1 pseudogene is annotated in these 4,802 nt (G+C 40.0%); it reads right to left on the minus strand.

The window, feature by feature from the left end:
- A pseudogene (locus J7R13_RS08385) lies at positions 1-4,802 on the minus strand (hypothetical protein); the annotation flags it as partial.

Here is a 4,802-nt window from a genome sequence, read left to right on the forward strand (position 1 = left end):
GCCTTGAACTGATTGAGTAATATTCGTAATCTTCTCATCAAAATTCTGCACTACATTTGTCAGATGATTGTTCACATTCTTAACACTTGCACCAAGACCAGAAAAAGCTGAACCTACATCATTAAATGCGGATTTGCTTACCTGACCATCTTCGGAAATGCTTGATAATTCATAGGTCGGATGTGTAAAGCTACCCTCTTTAAAGGATGCCCCGCCACCTAAAAACTGAGCTACATCCTCGCCGATTTTATTAATCTGGTTGCCATTAATAACATCGTACGATCCCTTAGCTATCTTACCATCCGCAACATTATGCAGACCAACAGCCGCAGAATCCTTTCCTTTACCAAAAGTAACACTCGTATAATTAATAGTGCCTGTTTCATCATTGTTCTTATCGTAATGAACAACTGCTGAACCATCAGACTGAAGATCCTTAGAAAGATCCTTCAAGCTTGCATCAAGCTGACCCTTATTAACTGCTTCATTATCATTCTCCGCTTTCTTCACACCAGAAAGTGTACGATCAGCTCCTTCACTATTAGCAATACTAATGCTGGTACCATCTTTCTCGCTACCAATCGCGATAACTTTTGTTTTCTCGTCTTGCTTAACTAAGCTATCTCCCACAACTTTGGTAATCTCATTTTTAAGCTCTTTATGAATATTCGTGAAAGAACTTCCTACACCGGCAAATGCTTCTGCGACACTGTCATAGCTCTGCTCTTCAACATCACTGCCATCTTCCTTGACTGTTTTAACCTTGAAGCTTGGAGCTTTCCATTCTCCTTTATCATCATAGCCTGCTCCACCTCCTAAATACGTTGCAAATGTCTTATTCAAAGAATAGAGCTGGCCACCCGTCACGGCATCGGTTGATCCCTTAGAAATATCACCATCTAAAAGAAACGTAATCTTGCTGTTTTCTTGTTTCCCTACAGCTCTGCCTTGTTCTTCTTGCTTCTTTTCATGACGTGCGACAAAGGCATGGGCGTCATCACTCCATAACAAAGAATCCTGTGCTACACCTTCTGACACTTCCTTAATACGCTGATTTACATTCTTGATATTTTCATCAAGCCCTGTAAACGCACCTCCTACATCATTAAAGGAACTCTCTGTTACAACTCCATTTTTCTCAACCTTTGATAATTTATACGTTGGTTGTGTAAAGCTACCGTCTTTAAAGGATGTATTACCACCCAAAAACTTTGCTACATCCTCGCCGATTTTATGAATCTGACCACCCGTAACCACATCATGTGAGTCTTGAGCAATCTTACCATCCGCAACATTATGCAACCCAACAGCCGCAGAATTCTTTCCTTTGCCAAAAGTCACACTCGCATAATTAATGGTGTTATTTTCACCATCTGTTTTATCGTAATGAACAACTGCTGAATCATCAGACTGAAGACTGGTAGAAAGCTTCTTCAAACTCTCATCAAGCTGACCTTTATTAACTGCTTCATTATTTTGGGTCGCTGCCTTTACACCTGAAAGTGTACGATCAGCACCAGTTTTGTTGGCGATATTAATTGCACTGCCTTCTACTTCTTTACCAATATTGATAACATTTGTATCAGCTTCTTGCTTAACAAGGTTATCAGCTACAACCTGATTAATTTCATTCTTAACTTCATTATGAATATTCGTGAAAGATTGATTTACACCTTCAAAGGCTTCTGCAACAGTTTTATACTCTTTCTCTGTTTCTTTGCCATTATCATCAAATTTCTTAACCTTAAAGGTAGGAGCTGTCCATTGGCCATTCTCATATTTAGCACTACCACCAAAATATGTCGCAACTGTATTATTCAAAGAATACAGCTGACCACCCGTCACGGCATCGGTTGATCCCTTAGAAATATCACCATCTAAAAGAAACGTAATCTTGCTGTTTTCTTGTTTCCCTACAGCTCTGCCTTGTTCTTCTTGCTTCTTTTCATGACGTGCCACAAAGGCATGGGCTTTATCACTCCATAACAAGGAATCCTGTGCAACACCTTCTGATACTTCCTTAATCCGCTGGTTCACATTCTTGATATTTTCATCAAGGCCTGTAAACGCACCTCCTACATCATTAAAGGAACTCTCTGTTACAACTCCATTTTTCTCAACCTTCGATAATTTATACGTTGGTTGTGTAAGAACTCCATCGCTAAATGCTGATCCTCCACCTAAGTATTTCGCAAATTCCTGAGAGATCGTATGAATCTGACCACCCGTAACCACATCACGTGAGTCTTGAGCAATCTTACCATCCGCAACATTATGCAAACCAACAGCCGCAGAATTCTTTCCTTTGCCGAAAGTCACACTTGTATAATTAATAGTGCCTTTTTCATCATTGTTCTTATCGTAATGAACTACAGCTGAATCATCAGACTGAAGGCTGGTAGAAAGATCCTTCAAGCTTGCATCAAGCTGACCCTTATTAACTGCTTCATTATCATTCTCTGCTTTCTTTACACCAGAAAGCGTACGATCCCCATTCGAGCTATCTGCTATACTGATGCTGCCACCATCTTTCTCACCACCGATCACGATAACTTTTGTCTTCTCATCTCGCTTAACTAAGCTATCTCCCACAACTTTGGTAATCTCATTTTTAAGCTCTTTATGAATATTCGTGAAAGAACTTCCTACACCGGCAAATGCTTCTGCTACACTGTCATAGCTCTGCTCTTCAACATCACTGCCATCTTCCTTGACTGTTTTAACCTTGAAGCTTGGAGCTTTCCATTCTCCTTTATCATCATAACCTGCTCCACCTCCTAAATACGTTGCAAATGTCTTATTCGAAGAATAGAGCTGGCCACCCGTCACGGCATCGGTTGATCCCTTAGAAATATCACCATCTAAAAGAAACGTAATCTTGCTGTTTTCTTGTTTCCCTACAGCTCTGCCTTGTTCTTCTTGCTTCTTTTCATGACGTGCCACAAAGGCATTGGCTTTATCACTCCATAACAAAGAATCCTGTGCAACACCTTCTGATACTTCCTTAATCCGCTGGTTCACATTCTTGATATTTTCATCAAGGCCTATAAACGCACCTCCTACATCATTAAACGCGGTCTTTCTTACATTACCATCTTCAGAAATGTTCGATAATTCATAGGTCGGTTGTGTAAAGCCACCGTCTTTAAATGCTGATCCTCCACCTAAATATTTTGCAACTTCCTGAGAGATCGTATTAACCTGACCACCCGTAACCACTTCATGTGAATTTTCAGCAATCTGACCATCCGCAACATTATGCAAACCAACAGCCGCAGAATTCTTTCCTTTGCCGAAAGTCACACTTGTATAATTAATAGTGCCTTTTTCATCATTGTTCTTATCGTAATGAACAACCGCAGAATCTTCTGACTGAAGATGATTAATCTGGTTGGTGATCTCATTTTTGATATTCGTGAAAGAACTACCAACTCCTTCAAACGCTTCTGCAACATTCTGATAAGTTTCATCTTTTTCCTTACCATCATCCTTAACTGTTTTAAGCGTAAAAGTTGGAGCCGTCCATTGACCATTCTCATAGTTAGCCTTACCACCAAAAGACTGAGCAATACTGCCACCAAGACTATAAAGCTGGGATCCATTCACTGCATCAGTCGATTTTGCTGAAAGATCACCTGCTTTAACTCCAGAAAGAACTCGTTCTGCACCATCAGTGTTGGAAAAACTTACTTTAGTACCGCTCGTTTCACCACCAACCAATATGGCATGTGTCTTGCTATCTTGCTTAACAAGGCTGTCTCCTACAACTTGGTTAATTTGCTCGTTCACTTCATTATGAATATTCGTGAAAGATTGATTTACACCTTCAAAGGCCTCTGCAACAGTTTTGTACTCTTTCTCTGTTTCTTTGCCTTTATCATCAAATTTCTTAACCTTGAAGCTTGGGGCTTTCCATTCTCCTTTATCATCATAACCTGCTCCACCGCCAAAAGACTTTGCAACACTGCTACCAAGACTATAAAGCTGGGAACCATTTACTGCTTCCGTTGAAGCTGCAGAAATCTCTCCAGAAGCAAGGAGTTTAATTTTGCTATTTGTTTTTTCACTGCCTGCACCATGAGACGCTACAAAAGCACCTTTATCATTACTCCATAACAAGGCATCACCTTGAACTGATTGGGTAATATTGTTCACCTTTTCAGTAAAATCATTAACAACATTTGTTAAGTGATTATTGACATTCTTGACATTCGTATCAAGACCTTCAAAAGCTGAACCTACATCGTTATATGATTGTTCTTTCACCTCACCTTTCTCAGCAACACTGGATAATTTATAGGTTGGCTTTATAAAACTACCCTCTTTAAAGGATGCGTTCCCACCTAAAAACTGAGCTACATCCTGAGATAGGGTATTAATTTGGTTGCCATTAATAACATCGTGCGATCCCTTAGCTATCGTACCATCCGCAACATTGTGGAGCGCTGTAAAGCTCTTTTCTTTACCACCAAAAGTAACACTCGTATAATCAGTTTCATCCTTTGCATTTTTATCATAATGAACTACAGCTGAACCATCAGACTGAAGATGATTAATCTGGTTGGTGATCTCATTGGTAACTTTATTCTGAACATTCGTGATAGAACTACCAACTCCAGCAAAAGCTTCCGCTACATTGCTATAGTCAATCTCTTCAGGGCTGCCATCCTCTTTAACTGTTTTAAGCTTAAATTTGGGAGCTATCCATTGGCCTTTCTCATACTTAGCTCCACCCCCTAAATACGTCGCAAATGTATCACCAAGCGAATAAAGCTGCTTACCCGTAACGGCATCGGTTGAAT

The organism is Bartonella taylorii 8TBB (assembly GCF_902825155.1).
Lineage (GTDB): Bacteria > Pseudomonadota > Alphaproteobacteria > Rhizobiales > Rhizobiaceae > Bartonella > Bartonella taylorii_A.